Annotated in this window: 15 protein-coding genes and 1 other RNA gene; 11 read left to right on the top strand and 5 right to left on the bottom strand. The window is 53.5% G+C overall.

The genetic code is table 11. The features are described 5' to 3' along the window. Positions 1-27 precede the first annotated feature (27 nt). Positions 28-1,077, bottom strand: coding sequence for a TRAP transporter substrate-binding protein DctP (gene dctP, locus AC5JPW_RS22570; protein ID WP_494243303.1), 1,050 nt, complete (start codon positions 1,075-1,077; stop codon positions 28-30). A gap of 207 nt (positions 1,078-1,284) precedes the next feature. Here dctP and argO point away from each other — a divergent pair, with 207 nt between their 5' ends. Further along, a complete protein-coding gene (gene argO, locus AC5JPW_RS22565; RefSeq protein WP_494243302.1) occupies positions 1,285-1,926 on the top strand; it encodes an arginine exporter ArgO in 642 nt (213 codons plus the stop codon). Between the two features lie 89 nt (positions 1,927-2,015). After that, positions 2,016-2,756: an oxidative stress defense protein gene (locus tag AC5JPW_RS22560; RefSeq protein WP_494243301.1), complete on the top strand. Its 741-nt coding sequence runs from the start codon at positions 2,016-2,018 to the stop codon at positions 2,754-2,756. A 35-nt stretch (positions 2,757-2,791) separates the two neighbouring features. Here the strand turns inward: AC5JPW_RS22560 and argP are convergent, their stop codons facing one another. Further along, entirely contained in the window at positions 2,792-3,691 is a 900-nt protein-coding gene (gene argP / locus AC5JPW_RS22555) for a DNA-binding transcriptional regulator ArgP (RefSeq protein ID WP_494243300.1), read from the bottom strand. Between the two features lie 164 nt (positions 3,692-3,855). On the opposite strand from argP, the gene rpiA reads away from it, so the two are divergent. The 3 genes from rpiA to AC5JPW_RS22540 all read left to right on the top strand — a co-directional run bounded on the left by rpiA (position 3,856) and on the right by AC5JPW_RS22540 (position 6,701). Further along, positions 3,856-4,515, top strand: coding sequence for a ribose-5-phosphate isomerase RpiA (gene rpiA / locus AC5JPW_RS22550; protein ID WP_494243299.1), 660 nt, complete (start codon positions 3,856-3,858; stop codon positions 4,513-4,515). Positions 4,516-4,781: 266 nt separating this feature from the next. Next, positions 4,782-6,014, top strand: coding sequence for a phosphoglycerate dehydrogenase (serA, locus tag AC5JPW_RS22545; protein WP_494243298.1), 1,233 nt, complete (start codon positions 4,782-4,784; stop codon positions 6,012-6,014). 75 nt (positions 6,015-6,089) lie between these two features. After that, complete coding sequence (locus AC5JPW_RS22540) at positions 6,090-6,701, top strand: DUF2238 domain-containing protein (protein WP_494243297.1); 612 nt, start codon at positions 6,090-6,092, stop codon at positions 6,699-6,701. Positions 6,702-6,715: 14 nt separating this feature from the next. On the opposite strand, the gene AC5JPW_RS22535 is transcribed toward AC5JPW_RS22540, so the two are convergent. The 3 genes from AC5JPW_RS22535 to zapA form a co-directional block, all read right to left on the bottom strand. Further along, positions 6,716-7,321 (bottom strand): 5-formyltetrahydrofolate cyclo-ligase, encoded by a 606-nt coding sequence (locus tag AC5JPW_RS22535; RefSeq protein ID WP_494243296.1) that lies wholly within the window; start codon positions 7,319-7,321, stop codon positions 6,716-6,718. A gap of 23 nt (positions 7,322-7,344) precedes the next feature. Further along, positions 7,345-7,528, bottom strand: a non-coding RNA gene (ssrS, locus tag AC5JPW_RS22530) — 6S RNA. Positions 7,529-7,569: 41 nt separating this feature from the next. Further along, complete coding sequence (zapA, locus tag AC5JPW_RS22525) at positions 7,570-7,899, bottom strand: cell division protein ZapA (RefSeq protein ID WP_437433959.1); 330 nt, start codon at positions 7,897-7,899, stop codon at positions 7,570-7,572. Between the two features lie 214 nt (positions 7,900-8,113). On the opposite strand from zapA, the gene AC5JPW_RS22520 reads away from it, so the two are divergent. The 6 genes from AC5JPW_RS22520 (at position 8,114) to gcvH (ending at position 14,370) form a co-directional block, all read left to right on the top strand. Next, on the top strand, positions 8,114-8,692 hold the full coding sequence (locus AC5JPW_RS22520; protein WP_494243295.1) for a YecA/YgfB family protein: 579 nt from the start codon (positions 8,114-8,116) through the stop codon (positions 8,690-8,692). Positions 8,693-8,716: 24 nt separating this feature from the next. Continuing rightward, entirely contained in the window at positions 8,717-10,033 is a 1,317-nt protein-coding gene (pepP, locus tag AC5JPW_RS22515; protein WP_494243294.1) for a Xaa-Pro aminopeptidase, read from the top strand. Further along, positions 10,030-11,208: a 2-octaprenyl-6-methoxyphenyl hydroxylase gene (gene ubiH / locus AC5JPW_RS22510; RefSeq protein ID WP_494243293.1), complete on the top strand. Its 1,179-nt coding sequence runs from the start codon at positions 10,030-10,032 to the stop codon at positions 11,206-11,208. Before pepP ends, ubiH begins: the two co-directional genes overlap by 4 nt. Before the next feature lie 28 nt (positions 11,209-11,236). Beyond that, entirely contained in the window at positions 11,237-12,439 is a 1,203-nt protein-coding gene (gene ubiI, locus AC5JPW_RS22505) for an FAD-dependent 2-octaprenylphenol hydroxylase (RefSeq protein WP_494243292.1), read from the top strand. Between the two features lie 421 nt (positions 12,440-12,860). Continuing rightward, positions 12,861-13,955, top strand: a complete 1,095-nt coding sequence (gene gcvT, locus AC5JPW_RS22500; protein ID WP_494243291.1) for a glycine cleavage system aminomethyltransferase GcvT — start codon at positions 12,861-12,863, stop codon at positions 13,953-13,955. Positions 13,956-13,980: 25 nt separating this feature from the next. Then, the gene (gcvH, locus tag AC5JPW_RS22495) at positions 13,981-14,370 is read left to right on the top strand and encodes a glycine cleavage system protein GcvH (RefSeq protein WP_494243290.1); all 390 of its coding nucleotides are present in this window, start codon (positions 13,981-13,983) and stop codon (positions 14,368-14,370) included. Positions 14,371-14,490 lie beyond the last annotated feature (120 nt).

Below are 14,490 nucleotides of genomic sequence, written 5' to 3'. Positions count from 1 at the left end.
TTGCGCGGGCGTTCGTTCCTGATGCTGTCAGCGCATCACTTCAGCCAGTATCGGTGCCACTGCGTGAATGGCCTCTTCTGCGCCTTTTACTCCTTGTTTTTCTTGTTCTGCCGCCCATTGCGTTTGCACCTGCGAGAAACGGCTCTCTGTTTGCCAGGACATTTGTTCTTGATGACTGAGATAGCGCACGGTCGCCCCCTCATCTTTCATTTTTTTCACCAATGAGACAATGCTGCTGTCCAGCAGGGAACCCATGTTCTTTTCAGTGAAAGCAGCGGCGCGCTGAATGGCTTGCTGATCCTGTTTATCAAGACGATTCCAGGTATCCTGGTTCATGACCAAAAGATAAACATGCCCCAGCCACAGGGACGGGGAGAACACGATATGGGGGGCGACTTTATGTGCCTGAAGATCGTATCCGCTGTCGAGATTCACAATTAGCCCTGACAGCTTACCGTTGTGCAATGCCTCTGTGATGGCCGGGTTCCATGGCATGGTGACCGATTTTGCTCCTGCATTATTTAAAAACGCGTAATGCCAGAAACTGGCGGTGCGCCAGGTTTCTCCTTTGAGCTCGGATAAGTTTTGCAGGGGTTTTGTACTAAAAAAACCGGCAGGGTAACCGAGGAAAAACTGCAGGTTGACCAGGTTATTTTTCCTGAGCTCCTCATTGAATGCAGGAACATCGTTGAACACGCGCTGGAAAAATTCAACCTGCTTGCTGCCCTTGTCTGGCCCTAACGGGAAGCTTTTGAAGACCTGATGTAACGGAAGTTCTTTCGGTGTGTATTCCGGCACCACAATACCGATATCAGCTTTTTTTCCCTCGCTGATCGTACTCAACGCGTCGTAGCTTGTAGAGCGTTCGCCGTTCCAGTGGGCTTCGATTTTTAGCCGACCTTGTGACTCTTTTTCGATGGCGGCAAAGAAAACATTTTTAATGAGCATTGTGCGCATGCCGCCATAGGGTTCATGGTCGGTATAGCGCAGAACCGTTTCACTGGCGGCTTGACCGGAGAATCCAGGCAGAGTGACCAGTAATGTGAGGCAGAGAAAGAGGAATCTTTTAAGCGGCATAATAAGTCCCTAAACGAAAAATATAAGCGACCAGTAATGCACATCGGCAATGAAACACCACCCTCACTTTAGCAAAAATGCGTTGTTGGAATCTGAAAGTGCAGGCGTGCATTAGTCTGGCTTATTACTGATTAATAATTTCAATTTCATCTAATAATTTTTAGCGGGTATAGTCAGCTTCCTGAAACAGATAATTGGGAATTAATCGTGATAGCTTATTATTTTCAAGGGCTTATTCTTGGGGCTGCACTCATTCTGCCCTTAGGCCCACAGAATGCCTTTGTGATGAATCAGGGAATTCGTCGACAGTACCATCTGATGACCGCTTTCCTGTGCACATTGAGCGACTTACTGCTCATCTGCGGCGGGATTTTTGGCGGCAGTGCGTTACTCATGCAGTCGCCATGGCTGCTGGCCCTTGTTACCTGGGGCGGAGTGGCGTTCTTGTTGTGGTACGGCTTTGGTGCCTTTAAAACGGCGTTAAGCAACAATATTGAACTTACCACCGCAGAGGCGATGAAACAGGGGCGCTGGAAAATTATCGCCACCATGCTGGCAGTGACCTGGCTTAATCCGCACGTCTATCTCGACACGTTTGTGGTACTCGGTAGCCTGGGCGGGCAACTGGATGCGGAACCGAAGCGCTGGTTTGCGATGGGGACGATCAGCGCCTCCATCATCTGGTTCTTCGGTCTTGCGCTTCTGGCGGCCTGGCTTGCACCTCGCCTGCGTACAGCCAAAGCGCAGAGGATTATCAACCTGATTGTTGGTCTGGTCATGTGGGTGATTGCTATTCAGCTGGCGAAAGATGGCGTGGAACACATTCAGGCATTGCTCAACTCGGTGTAGTCTGATGGACAAATCGGCATAGCCCGCTACTCTTGCAGCGAGGCGTGCCGTTTTTATTCGGACGTAAAAAGCAACATGGAGGAGCAACTGTGAAATTCAAAGTGATGGCCCTGGCGGCATTAGTGGGAATAAGTGCAATGTCGGTACAGGCAAGTGAACTGCCTGACGGACCTCATATCGTCACCTCAGGAACGGCCAGCGTGGACGCAGTGCCGGATATTGCGACTCTGGCAATTGAAGTGAATATCTCGGCGAAAGATGCCGCGTCTGCGAAGAAACAAGCGGATGAGCGCGTAGCCCAGTATCTGAGCTTCCTCGATAAAAACGGTGTCGCGAAGAAAGATATCGACTCCGCAAACCTGCGTACCCAACCGGATTACGATTACCAGAACGGTAAAAGCGTGCTGAAAGGCTGGCGTGCGGTGCGCACCGTTGAAGTCACTCTGCGCGATCTTGAAAAACTTAACTCACTGCTCGATGGTGCACTGAAGGCGGGGCTGAATGAAATTCGCTCTGTCTCACTGGGCGTTGCGCAACCGGAATCTTACAAAGACAAAGCACGTAAAGCGGCGATTGATGACGCAGTTCATCAGGCCGAACAACTGGCCGCTGGCTTTAATGCCAAAGTCGGGCCGGTGTACAGCGTACGCTACCATGTCTCTAACTATCAGCCGTCGCCAATGGTGCGAATGATGAAAGCAGATGCAGCACCGGTTTCAGCTCAAGAAACCTACGAGCAGCCAACAATTCAGTTTGCCGATCAGGTTGACGTAGTGTTCCAGCTTGAGCCTGCCGCCGCACAAGGCGGGCAGCAAGCCGCAGCAAAATAAGTCCTTTCTTTCACCCTCTCCCAGAGGAGAGGGTTTCAGGAAACATCCTGCCTTAATACTTTGTGACCATATTCCAGCAGCGCATCTGTGACGTTGCGCATCATGCGGCTTTCTGGCGCAAAACGATGCCAGTAGAGCATGCGACGCTGAAGTAACCCAGGGGTCAGGTCGATTAACTCACCGGCATTCAGTTCTTTTTCGATTTGCAGATGGGGGATCATACAGCAGGTCGTGCCCTGACGAGCCAGTTGAACGAATGCTTCGGACGAGTTAACGATATGACAGGGAACGCTGCCTGGCGGCAAATCGAAGTTCTGCTGCAAGAAGGCCTGATGCATGTCGTCGAGATGGTCGAAGGCGACTGCCGGGGCTTTGAGCAGGGCTGAGCGGGTGACACCGTTAGGGAAATAGCGTTCAGCAAAGGCTTTTGAGCCAACAAACAGGTAATCAAGTGCACCCAGTTGATCAACCAGACAGCTTGGCAGTGCCTGTGGTTGAATACTTACCGCCCCCACCACTTCACCGCGACGCAGGCGTTCCTGGGTTCGGGTTTCATCTTCCACCTGCAGGTTCAGGCGAATCGGAGAATCGGCCAGAACAGGGGCCAGAGCAGGCAGTAACCAGGTCGCCAGACTGTCGGCGTTCACCGCAAGAGAAAGCAGTAGGGGAGTCGATCCTGTCTGTTCATCGCCCAGCCATTCGTCTTCCAGCAGCTCAACCTGACGCAACAGTGCCAACAGTTTCTGCCCTTGCTCGGTCGGGCGAGGCGGTACGGTACGCACCAACAGCGGCTGACCAAACATGTTTTCGAGTTGCTTAATACGCTGCGATACGGCGGACTGAGTGATACACAGCTTTTGCGCGGCGCGCTCAAACCCACGTTCACGAATGACCGCATCAAGTGCCTGTAACGTTCTGTAGTCCGGACGTTTCATTGCTCTGACTTACTCCTGCAAAATAATTACTCAGCACTATGACATAAAAGTTTGTGACTTACAGACGAAAATACGTCTGTCGGTTATGTGACGTGGCTCACAGGGACTTTTGGCCCCCCTATGCTCTATAATGCGCCTGAAATTCACATCACAGGCGAACGACCATGACGCAGGATGAACTGAAAAAGGCAGTGGGCTGGGCAGCACTCAAATATGTCGAGCCAGGCACTATCGTAGGCGTGGGTACGGGTTCTACCGCAGCACATTTTATTGATGCGCTGGGTACCATGAAAGGGCAAATTGAAGGTGCGGTCTCCAGCTCGGATGCATCTACCGAGAAACTGAAAAAACTGGGCATCACGGTCTTCGATCTTAATGACGTCGATCGTCTGGGGATCTATGTTGACGGTGCGGATGAGATCAACGGCAACATGCAGATGATCAAAGGCGGTGGGGCAGCGTTGACCCGAGAAAAGATCATCGCTTCTGTTGCGGACAAATTTATCTGTATTGCGGATTCGTCCAAGCAGGTCGATATTCTGGGGACCTTCCCACTGCCGGTTGAAGTGATCCCGATGGCGCGCAGCGCAGTGGCCCGTGAACTGGTGAAACTGGGCGGCCGTCCGGAATACCGTCAGGGTGTTGTGACCGATAATGGTAACGTGATTCTGGATGTATTCGGTCTGGAAATCATCGATCCTGTCGCACTGGAAAACACCATTAACGGCCTGCCGGGTGTGGTGACGGTCGGTCTGTTTGCGAACCGTGGTGCCGATGTTGCACTGATTGGCAGCGCTGATGGCGTGAAAACCATTCTAAAATGATCTGAGTGGGGGAGGCCTTCCCCCATTAAAAAAATATTTGATATGCAAATTTGGTGACTTCTGTCACGTTTATCAGGCCCTATTGATGTTCCTGCCGCACGCTTAGCCATTTTTAGCATATTCATCTGCCATTTGTGGCTGTATGACTTTTCTTCACGGGGCCAACGCAAACGTTCATATTGCTGCAATAGTTTTTTTTGATATGTTGGCTGCAGCGGATGAATATCCACACAACATCAGTTATGACAAAAAACAGGGTCGGGTAAATGGCAAAGGTATCACTGGAGAAAGACAAGATTAAATTTCTGCTCGTCGAAGGGGTGCATCAGAAAGCGCTCGATAGCCTTCGTGCAGCAGGTTACACCAACATTGAGTATCACAAAGGCGCGCTGGACAGCGAGCAGCTCAAAGAGTCTATCCGTGATGCCCACTTTATCGGTTTACGATCCCGCACCAACCTCACAGAAGACATTATTGCTGCAGCAGAAAAACTGGTCGCGGTCGGCTGTTTCTGCATTGGCACCAACCAGGTTGACCTGGACGCTGCGGCAAAACGCGGTATTCCGGTATTTAACGCCCCGTTCTCGAACACCCGTTCTGTTGCAGAGCTGGTGATCGGTGAACTGTTGCTGTTGATGCGCGGTATTCCGGAAGCAAACGCCAAAGCACATCGTGGTATCTGGAACAAACTGGCTGCGGGCTCCTATGAAGCGCGTGGTAAAAAGCTCGGTATTATCGGTTACGGCCACATCGGCACGCAGCTGGGTATTCTGGCGGAATCACTGGGCATGCATGTCTATTTTTACGACATCGAAAGCAAACTGCCGTTGGGCAATGCTACTCAGGTACAGCATCTGTCCGATCTGCTAAATATGAGCGATGTGGTCAGTCTGCACGTGCCAGAAAACGCGTCCACTAAGAACATGATGGGTGCTGAAGAAATTGCGCTGATGAAACCCGGCTCACTGCTGATTAACGCCGCACGTGGCACAGTGGTAGACATTCCGGCGCTATGCGATGCGCTGAAGCGTAAACATCTGGCTGGTGCCGCTATCGACGTCTTCCCGACGGAGCCTGCGACCAATAGCGATCCGTTCAATTCACCGCTCTGTGAGTTCGATAACGTGATCCTGACGCCGCATATTGGTGGTTCAACGCAGGAAGCACAGGAAAATATCGGTCTGGAAGTCGCGGGCAAGCTGATTAAGTACTCTGACAACGGTTCTACGCTCTCTGCGGTTAACTTCCCGGAAGTGTCGCTGCCGCTGCACGGTGGTCGTCGTCTGCTGCACATCCACGAAAACCGCCCGGGCGTGTTGACCGCCATCAACCAGATCTTTGCTGCCGAAGGCATCAACATCGCCGCTCAGTATCTGCAAACCACACCGTTTATGGGCTATGTGGTTATTGATATTGAAGCAGAAGAAGATGTCGCGCAGAAAGCGCTGCAGAGCATGAAAGCCATTCAGGGCACCATTCGCGCCCGTATGTTGTACTAATCCTCAGCAGCCGGACGGGGAACCTCGTCCGGCCTGTTCTTATATGCGCTTATTTCTTGTTCTGTGATGGATCTTATGACAAGTACAATGCTAAAAGGCGGCGCATTTATCCTGCTGCTTATCCTTATTTATACCGGAATCAACACTGCCGATAAAATGACCTGGCTTATGGAGGTCGTCCCGGTTTGTGTGGTGGTTCCGTTACTGTTGTTTACCCAGCCGCGTTATCCTCTGACACCATTGCTGTATACACTGATTTTTTTTCACGCTTTGATTCTGATTGTTGGCGGAATGTATACCTACGCCAAAGTACCTGTAGGTTTTGATGTACAGGCGTGGCTGGGACTGAGTCGCAACCCTTACGACAAGCTGGGCCACTTTTTCCAGGGGCTGGTCCCGGCGCTGGCGGCGCGGGAAATCCTTATCCGTGGCGGTTATGTGCAGGGGCGTAAAATGATCGCATTCGTGGTGTGCTGTATTGCACTGGCGATAAGCGCATTCTATGAGCTGATTGAGTGGTGGGCGGCGCTGGCGCTGGGGCAGGGCGCGGATGATTTTCTTGGCACCCAGGGCGATCCCTGGGATACCCAATCTGACATGCTATGTGCGTTACTCGGCGCACTCGCGACGGTGCTCTTGCTGGCCCGTTGGCATAACCGGCAGATTCGCCAACTACCTGCTAAGTAATAGAAGGTCGCGCGTTACCGGCGCGGCCATTCCCACACCTTCGAAGGCGTGATAACCGCAGGCAGCGGAATATCCCACTCTTCGACCGGCAATACATCCACCTGCTGACAATCATGCGCCAGGCCAACCGGCTGCACATTGTACTGCCGCCAGTTCTGCAAGGTACGATCGTAAAAGCCTCCCCCCATGCCAAGCCGTTGGCCCTGTTCATCGAAGGCAACGAGCGGTGTGACCAGCACATCCAGCTTATCGAGCGGTAGCACGTCGCGCACGTCCAGCTTTGGTTCCTGAATTTTCAGGCGATTAATCACCAGTTCGCTTTGCGGATGGTAATGCAGGAACAACAGGTTGCCCGGACTGAACGGATGCAATACAGGGAGATACACACGTTTGCCGCTGCGCCAGAGCTGCTCAATAAGCGGTTGGGTATCCAGTTCACCATCAAAAGAGAGAAAGACCGCGACGGTATGCGCCAGCAGTACGGGCGGATAAGCCATCAAACGCGAGGCGGCTTGTTGGGCAAATTGCGTTTGTTGATCGGATGTCAGTGCCCGGCGACGTTGCCGTATCAGTTTGCGGATTTCTTGTCTGGACGTAGGAGTTTCAGGGAGTTGTGTCATGGCAGAAGAAGGTAGAAAAGAAGGGAATCTCCGAGATGCCGCCGCAGGCTGTAACCCTTGAACCCTTGGTTCAAGGTGAATGTGTCGTCATAGCTTTAAGGCTTCTCGGACGGACCGAGCATGCTCACCAACCATGGAGCGCCACATTCTTGTGGTATGAAATATCGGCTCAGGGGACTGGCCCGCTTGCGAACATCTCAGAGAAATTTTGTCTTCACGGTCACTCTACCATAGTTGACCCTGAAGTGTTATTCAAACTTCTGACCCGGTCTGTCGGATATGCGACCCTGATCAAGCAATGCCTGTTCGATGGTCTGTTGGAGCATCCGAATACGCTGTTCCATGCTGGAGGCGTAGTCACGGGTTTTTGTCTTTTCCTGAGCCAGTTCATAGCTGATGTTCAGCGCTGCGATAAACACTAACTGCTCAGTATTGGTGACTCTAGTGCGAACTTTCAGATCTTGCAACCGCTGATTCAGATCCTCTGCGGCCTGATTCAACGCATCTTGCTGTTCAGGCGGGCAATTCACTCGCAGTGAACGGCCAAAAATTTGGATATCGACGGGTTGTGCAGACATGCCACCTTCCTGCTGTTTGACTGCGCTCTGCCTTCGTAACCGAGTCCTGGCTGCGAAGGGGCGTCACTATAGCCACCCTGGAGAGAGGATTCAAGCTCTTTGCTATACCTTTAAGTGCATGCAAACGCATGTAACGTGAAGCATGACGGGTATATCACCAGGGTCCAAAGTGGTAGCATACCATGAATATTCTCCCCAACGGCGACGAATGCGAATGTCTATACAGAACGAAATACCTGGTTACAACGATGTTGGTAAGTTACTCAATCAACAGGGCGTGGGGTTACTTCCCGCCGAAATGCATGGGCTGATTGCGGGGATGCTGTGCGGTGGTAGCAATGACACCTCCTGGCAACCGATGCTGCATGACCTGACCAACGAAGGTCTGGCATTTGGTCACGAACTCGCTCAGGTGCTGCGCAGCATGCACGCTGCCACCAGTGACTCACTGGAAGATGACGGTTTTCTGTTCCAGCTCTACCTGCCAACAGGTGATGACGTCAGCGTGTTCGATCGCGCAGATGCCCTTGCTGGCTGGGTGAACCATTTCCTGCTGGGCCTTGGCGTTACGCAGCCAAAACTGGACAAAGTGACCGGTGAAACGGGTGAAGCGATCGATGATTTACGTAATATCGCGCAGCTCGGTTACGACGAAGATGAAGATCAAGAAGAGCTGGAAATGTCTCTGGAAGAGATCATTGAGTACGTGCGTGTTGCGGCGCTGCTGTGCCATGACTCGTTCACGCGCCAGCAACCCACTGCTCCTGAAGTGCGTAAACCTACCCTGCATTAATGTGTCTCGTCTACTGGAGGTGTCATGACACAGCCTGAGTTTCTCCGTCGCCGTCAGGCGTTGCTCGCGCAGATGGCACCCGCCAGCGCGGCGCTTATCTTTGCTGCACCGGAAACAACCCGCAGTGCCGATAGCGAATACCCCTATCGTCAGAACAGCGATTTTTGGTATTTCACCGGCTTTAACGAGCCGGAAGCGGTACTGGTGCTGATCAAAAGTGATGACACTCATAACCACAGCGTGCTCTTCAACCGTATCCGGGATAAAACGGCAGAGATCTGGTTTGGACGCCGTCTGGGCCAGGACGCGGCACCCGAAAAGCTGGCAGTAGACAGAGCACTACCTTTTCCGGAAATCGGTAAGCACCTCCCGGCATTGCTCAATGGGCTTGATACGGTCTACCACGCGCAGGGCGAATACAGCTATGCCGATGACATCGTCTTTGCCGCCCTCGATAAGCTGCGTAAAGGCTCCCGGCAGAATCTCACCGCTCCAGGCACACTGACCGACTGGCGGCCTGTCGTTCATAACCTGCGCCTTTTCAAATCACCAGAAGAGATTGACGTGATGCGCCGTGCCGGGGAGATCTCCGCGCTGGCCCATACCCGAGCGATGCAGACCTGCAAACCGGGCATGTTCGAATATCAACTGGAAGGTGAAATCCAGCACGAGTTTAATCGCCACGGCGCACGTTTCCCGTCTTATAACACCATCGTTGGTTCCGGTGAAAATGGCTGCATTCTGCATTACACCGAGAACGAAAGTGTAATGCGCGGCGGCGATCTGGTGCTGATTGATGCCGGATGCGAATACCTGGGATACGCTGGTGACATCACCCGAACCTTCCCGGTGAACGGTAAATTCACCCCGGCGCAGCGTGAAGTCTATGACATCGTACTGGAATCGCTGGAAACGGCGTTACGCCTGTTCCGTCCTGGCACTTCTATTCAGGAAGTGAACGGTGAAGTGGTACGGATAATGATTACCGGGCTGGTTAAGCTCGGTATTCTGCACGGCGAAGTTGAGACGCTTATCGCTGAGAACGCGCACCGCCCTTACTTCATGCACGGTCTGAGCCATTGGCTGGGGCTGGATGTGCATGATGTTGGCGTTTACGGCCAGGATCGCTCGCGCGTACTGGAGCCGGGGATGGTTATCACGGTTGAACCGGGTCTCTATATCTCGCCGGATGCGGATGTGCCGGAGGCCTATAAAGGCATCGGTATCCGCATTGAAGATGACATTGTGATTACCGAAGACGGCAATGAAAACCTGACCGCCAGTGTCGTTAAAAATGCCGATGACATTGAAGCGTTAATGGCGGCGGCAGATCACTCATGAGCGTAATCATTGTTGGTGGCGGAATGGCGGGCGCGACGCTTGCGCTGGCGCTCTCGCAATTAACAAAAGGGCGTCTGCCGGTTCATCTGGTAGAAGCCACAGTGCCGGATTCTGCCGGGCATCCTGGCTTTGATGCCCGCGCCATCGCGCTGGCGGCGGGCACCTGCCAGCAGCTTGCGCGTGTTGGTATCTGGCCGCATATTGCGAAAAACGCCACGCCGATTACCACCGTCCATGTCAGCGATCGTGGCCATGCGGGCTTTGTTACCCTTAGTGCAGAAGATTACCGGATTGACGCGCTTGGTCAGGTCGTTGAGCTGCACGATGTCGGACACACGCTGTTTGCTCTCCTGCAAAAAGCGCCAGGTGTGACGTTACATTGCCCGGCACGGGTGAGCAGTTTTACCCGCACTGAACAGCAGGTCAGCGTGACGCTGGATAGCGGTGAGGTGATTCACGGCAGTTTGCTGGTGGCAGCTGACGGCTCGCGTTCCGCTCTCGGTGCGCAGTGCGGGATTAACTGGCAACAATCGCCTTATCAACAGGCCGCCATTATCGCCAATGTCACCACGGCAGTGGCGCATCAGGGGCGTGCTTTCGAGCGCTTTACCTCTTATGGTCCGCTGGCAATGTTACCTATGTCTCAGGGCCGTTGTTCGCTGGTCTGGTGTCATCCGTTGGAAAAACAGGACGCAGTGTTGAGCTGGAGCGATGAGAAATTTTGCCATGCGTTGCAAAAGGCCTTTGGCTGGCGACTGGGCAAAATCGTCCATGCGGGTACGCGCAGCGCTTATCCACTGGCGTTAACCACTGCGTCATCTCCCATTTCACATCGCACCGTGCTGGTGGGCAATGCTGCACAAACGCTGCACCCTATTGCCGGACAGGGTTTTAACCTTGGCATGCGTGATGTGATGAGCCTTGCTGAAACCGTGGCAGAAGCCTGGTTTGCGCAAAGCGATGTGGGCGGCTATTCGGTTCTGACTCGCTATCGCGATCGTCGTCATGCGGATAAGCAAGCGACGATTGGCGTGACGGACGGATTAGTTCACTTGTTTGCCAACCGTTGGGCGCCGCTGGTTGTCGGGCGTAACGCCGGACTGATGGCAATGGAATTATTTACCCCGGCGCGTGATGCGCTGGCGCAGCGCACCCTGGGTTGGGTGGCGCGTTAAGGCCTGATTCAGGCTTCAGGAGCAATCTGTGCAAAGTGTTGATGTGGCAATTGTTGGCGGCGGTATGGTCGGGCTGGCACTGGCGTGTGGATTGCAGGGCAGTGGACTGCGCGTCGCTGTGCTTGAACAGCAGGTTCCTGCACTGGTGCGCAATGACGCCGCACCGCAGCTTCGCGTTTCTGCCATTAACGCAGCCAGCGAAAAACTGCTCGCCCGCCTCGGAGTCTGGTCCTCCATCACCGCACGTCGCGTGAGTTGTTACCATGGGATGGAAGTGTGGGATAAAGACAGTTTTGGTCGCATTGTCTTTGACGATGCCAGTCTGGGCTACAGCCATCTTGGGCATATCGTCGAAAACGGCGTTATTCAGCAGGCGCTGTGGGAAAAAGTTCAGCAGTGTTCCGATGTGACGCTCACCGTTCCGGCGGCGTTGCAACAGGTGGCATGGGGCGAGAATGAAGCCTTCATTACCCTGCAGGACGGCAGCATGCTGACCGCCCGGCTGGTAGTAGGGGCAGACGGTGCGAATTCCTGGTTGCGTAACAAGGCGGATATTCCGCTCACCTTCTGGGACTACGGGCACCATGCGCTGGTGGCGACTATTCGTACCGCGGAACCCCATCAGGCGGTCGCACGTCAGGCTTTCCACGACGACAGTATTCTGGCCTTTTTACCGCTGGCTGACCCGCATCTCTGCTCGATTGTCTGGTCCCTTCCGCCGGAACAGGCCGATCGGATGCAGAAACTCAGTGATGAAGAGTTCAACCAGGCGCTTTGCGTTGCGTTTGATAACCGCCTTGGGTTGTGCAGCGTTGAAAGCGAACGTCAGCTTTACCCGCTGACCGGGCGCTATGCGCGTCAGTTTGCCGGTCACCGCCTGGCGCTGGTGGGTGATGCCGCGCACACCATCCATCCGCTTGCCGGGCAGGGGGTTAACCTCGGCTTTATGGATGCGGCGGAGCTGATTACTGAGCTGCGTCGTCTGCACAGCCAGGGAAAAGACATCGGCCAACATATGTATCTGCGTCGCTATGAGCGCAGCCGTAAACATAGTGCGGCAATGATGCTGGCGGGGATGCAAGGTTTCCGTGAACTCTTCACCGGGACCCATCCGGCGAAGAAGCTCCTGCGCGACATTGGCCTCAAACTGGCCGACACCCTTCCTGGCGTTAAACCACAGCTGTTACGTCAGGCCATGGGCTTAAACTCCCTTCCGGAGTGGTTACGTTAACTCCGTCACATTTCCCTTCCTATTGACGGGAAGGGACCGCAGCGCCTCATTTGAGAAATTCTAATTTCACCGTATTTTTCGGATTAGATTTTCTCATCTCTCGTTTTTTTAGTATCGGGAAAACTATCTCTTTTGCAGAGGGATTAACTGCATTTTGGGGCTTTATCCTGCTGGGGATGTTTTGTTTGTGCTGCTTCTCCTTTTCTACGTGGATTAATGCTCTGTAGGTGTTTTTGGTGAAAACGGTCATAAGCTAATGTGATGACCCATTTTCTCTTATGGTTAAGCGCCGCTTTCGGTGATAAGTTCAGGCGAAAGTGAACGTTTGCGTCGACAGCCGGGATCGGTGTTGATGCACTGTCGGAAGGTGAATTTTTCATCGACAGAAAACGTAATTTCCCGCTTATTCGACGAGGAAAAAATGGCTCAGCAGACTCCTTTGTATGAACAACACACGCTGTGCGGTGCCCGCATGGTGGATTTCCACGGCTGGATGATGCCACTGCACTATGGCTCGCAAATCGATGAGCACCATGCGGTGCGAACCGATGCCGGTATGTTCGATGTTTCGCACATGACGATTGTCGATCTGCGCGGCAGCCGTACCCGGGAGTTTTTGCGTTATCTGTTGGCAAACGACGTCGCGAAACTCACCAAACCGGGTAAAGCGCTGTACAGCGGCATGCTCAATGCCTCCGGTGGTGTGATTGATGACCTCATCGTCTACTACTTCACCGAAGACTTCTTCCGCCTCGTTGTAAACTCCGCCACTCGCGAAAAAGACCTCTCCTGGATTTCCCAACACGCTGAACCTTTCGCCATCGACATCACCGTGCGTGACGACCTGTCGCTGATTGCGGTCCAGGGGCCGAATGCCCAAGCCAAAGCCGCTACCTTGTTCACCGATGAACAGCGCCAGGCGGTAGAAGGCATGAAGCCGTTCTTTGGCGTTGAATCCGGCGACCTGTTTATTGCGACTACCGGGTATACCGGTGAAGCGGGATATGAAATCGCGCTGCCGAGTGAGAAAGCGGCTGATTTCTGGCAGGCATTAGTCGCTGCCGGCGTTAAGCCGTGTGGTCTGGGGGCTCGCGACACATTACGTCTGGAAGCCGGCATGAATTTATACGGTCAGGAGATGGATGAAGGCGTTTCTCCGCTGGCCGCTAATATGGGCTGGACCATCGCCTGGGAACCCGCCGATCGTGATTTCATTGGGCGTGAAGCACTTGAAGCCCAGCGTGAGAAGGGCACGGAACAGCTGGTCGGTCTGGTAATGACCGAAAAAGGCGTGCTGCGCAATGAACTCCCGGTACGTTTTACGGATGTCCACGGCAACCCACAAGAAGGTGTGATCACCAGCGGTACTTTCTCTCCTACGCTTGGCTACAGTATTGCACTGGCACGCGTTCCGGCAGGGATCGGTGATACGGCAATCGTCCAGATCCGTAACCGTGAAATGCCGGTAAAAGTGACGAAACCTGTTTTTGTACGCGCTGGCAAAGCCGTCGCGTGATTTATTCTTATTTGGAGATTTAGTGATGAGCAACGTACCTGCAGAACTGAAATACAGTAAAGAACATGAGTGGCTGCGCAAAGAGGCCGATGGTTCTTACACCGTCGGAATCACCGAACACGCGCAGGAACTGCTGGGCGATATGGTGTTTGTCGATCTGCCTGAAGTGGGTTCGGTTGTCGCCGCTGGTGATGACTGTGCCGTTGCCGAATCGGTAAAAGCGGCTTCCGACATCTACGCACCAATCGGTGGTGAAATTGTTGCCGTCAACGAAACGCTGAGCGACTCCCCGGAGCAAGTGAACAGCGAACCGTACGGCGAAGGCTGGATTTTCAAAATCAAAGCCAGTGACGAAGCGGAAGCTGATGCGCTGCTGAGCGCAACAGAATACCAGGCGCTGTTAGAAGACGAATAATTGTCAATCCCCCTCTCCCTTTGGGAGAGGGCAGGGGTGAGGGTGCCAATCTTCCCCTCACCCTAACCCTCTCCCAAAGGGAGAGGGAACGTAAATTCACTTGCACGTTTCAGGAACCCT

It is taken from the genome of Phytobacter sp., from assembly GCF_059074235.1.
Note: the sequence above shows the minus strand (reverse complement) of the source record. Positions and strands in the feature narration are given on the sequence as shown.

Excerpts from the sequence above, each read along its gene's own strand:
- argP (WP_494243300.1), bottom strand. The coding sequence starts at position 3,691 with ATGAAACGTCCGGACTACAGAACGTTACAGGCACTTGATGCGGTCATT.
- gcvH (WP_494243290.1), top strand. The coding sequence starts at position 13,981 with ATGAGCAACGTACCTGCAGAACTGAAATACAGTAAAGAACATGAGTGG.
- AC5JPW_RS22520 (WP_494243295.1), top strand. The coding sequence starts at position 8,114 with ATGTCTATACAGAACGAAATACCTGGTTACAACGATGTTGGTAAGTTA.
- gcvT (WP_494243291.1), top strand. The coding sequence starts at position 12,861 with ATGGCTCAGCAGACTCCTTTGTATGAACAACACACGCTGTGCGGTGCC.
- rpiA (WP_494243299.1), top strand. The coding sequence starts at position 3,856 with ATGACGCAGGATGAACTGAAAAAGGCAGTGGGCTGGGCAGCACTCAAA.
- zapA (WP_437433959.1), bottom strand. The coding sequence starts at position 7,899 with ATGTCTGCACAACCCGTCGATATCCAAATTTTTGGCCGTTCACTGCGA.
- AC5JPW_RS22540 (WP_494243297.1), top strand. The coding sequence starts at position 6,090 with ATGACAAGTACAATGCTAAAAGGCGGCGCATTTATCCTGCTGCTTATC.
- dctP (WP_494243303.1), bottom strand. The coding sequence starts at position 1,077 with ATGCCGCTTAAAAGATTCCTCTTTCTCTGCCTCACATTACTGGTCACT.
- serA (WP_494243298.1), top strand. The coding sequence starts at position 4,782 with ATGGCAAAGGTATCACTGGAGAAAGACAAGATTAAATTTCTGCTCGTC.
- ubiH (WP_494243293.1), top strand. The coding sequence starts at position 10,030 with ATGAGCGTAATCATTGTTGGTGGCGGAATGGCGGGCGCGACGCTTGCG.
- pepP (WP_494243294.1), top strand. The coding sequence starts at position 8,717 with ATGACACAGCCTGAGTTTCTCCGTCGCCGTCAGGCGTTGCTCGCGCAG.
- AC5JPW_RS22535 (WP_494243296.1), bottom strand. The coding sequence starts at position 7,321 with ATGACACAACTCCCTGAAACTCCTACGTCCAGACAAGAAATCCGCAAA.